We start from the raw sequence: 1239 nt of genomic DNA, 5'->3' as shown, positions 1-1239 counted from the left end.
CAGGGGAAGAACTCGGCTTCAGCAGCACCACTCCGCGTCCCGGCCCGTCTCTGCCAGAAGGCGGGTAGGGCGGGTCCCGCCGATCGCGTCCTCACGCCTACGGTCGGGGGCCCGGCCGCGTGCGCCCGCTGAAGTTCGGGCTCAGTGCACGGCGCCCGGGGTCTTGGCGATCAGTTCCGAGACGCGGACGAAGCGGTAGCCCCGGTTGCGGAGTTCGGGGACGATGCGGCGGACCGCGGCGTCCGTGGCCGGGGCGGCGCTGAGGGTGAGGTGCATGACGACCACCGAGCCCGGCCGGACCTGGCCCAGCACCTGCTCCGCCACCCGGTCCGCGTCCTTGGCGAAGGCGTCGCCGCTGACCACGTCCCAGTGCACCGCCGTCACCTTGGCGGGCGTCACCGCGCGCAGCGTGCGCTCGTCGAAGCAGCCGCCGGGGAAGCGGAAGTACGGGACGGGGGAGACCCCGGCGCGGCGCAGCGCGGCGAAGCCGCGGTCGATGTCGCGGACCATCGCGCCCGGGGCGACGGGCGGCAGTCCGTAGCAGGGGGTCGTGAAGGCGCCGTGGCTGTACGAGTGGTTGGCCACCTCGAACAGCGGGTCGCGGTCCAGCAAGACTGCCTGGTCGGGGTACTCCTCCGCCCACCGGCCGGTCATGAACACGGTCGCGGGCACCTTCAGCCGGCGCAGCGAGTCGACCAGCGGCGGGTTGTCGAACCGCTCGCCGCCCGCCGCGCGGCGGGCCTGGCCGGGGGTCATGTCGGCGTCGAAGGTGAGAGCGACGGTCTTGTCCGCCCGGTCGCGCACGCCGTGCTCGAAAACGGTGGTGCGGCCGGCGGTGAGGGGGAGCCGGGGGGCCGCCTCCGCCCTGCCCTCCGCCTCCGCCCGCGGCTCGGCCCGGGCCCCGCCGCGCCCGGGGCCCGCCTCGCCGGGCGCCTGAGCGTGAACGGCCTTGTCCGGCGCGGCGGATGACGGACCCGGAACCGCGACCCGGTGTGCGGCGGTCTCGGTTCCGCAGGCGGCGAGGGAGAGCGTGAGCAGCTGGAGCAGGGCGGGGACGGGGCGTCCGAGCGGGTGCCGTGCCCGGTGGCGGCGCGTGCCGCTCGGGGGTCTGCGGGAGCGGTGGGGGAACACGATGTGAGCGTATTTTCGCCCCATTCGCCCGGCATATTTTCCGCCTCCGATCGGGGCGGGGCCCCTACCCTTCCGCCCTCACCTCCGAGGGATCGGGCGGAAGGGGGG

Annotated in this window: 1 protein-coding gene; it reads right to left on the bottom strand. The window is 75.3% G+C overall.

Going from position 1 to position 1239, the window contains the following annotated elements; genetic code table 11:
- Positions 1–141: 141 nt before the first annotated feature.
- Complete coding sequence (locus AOK16_RS24970) at positions 142–1047, bottom strand: polysaccharide deacetylase family protein (RefSeq protein WP_398718035.1); 906 nt, start codon at positions 1045–1047, stop codon at positions 142–144.
- Between the last annotated feature and the right edge of the window lie 192 nt (positions 1048–1239).

Source organism: Streptomyces pathocidini (genome assembly GCF_001418495.1).
Taxonomy (GTDB): Bacteria; Actinomycetota; Actinomycetes; order Streptomycetales; family Streptomycetaceae; genus Streptomyces; species Streptomyces pathocidini.
This window is presented reverse-complemented; position numbering and strand designations above follow the sequence as displayed.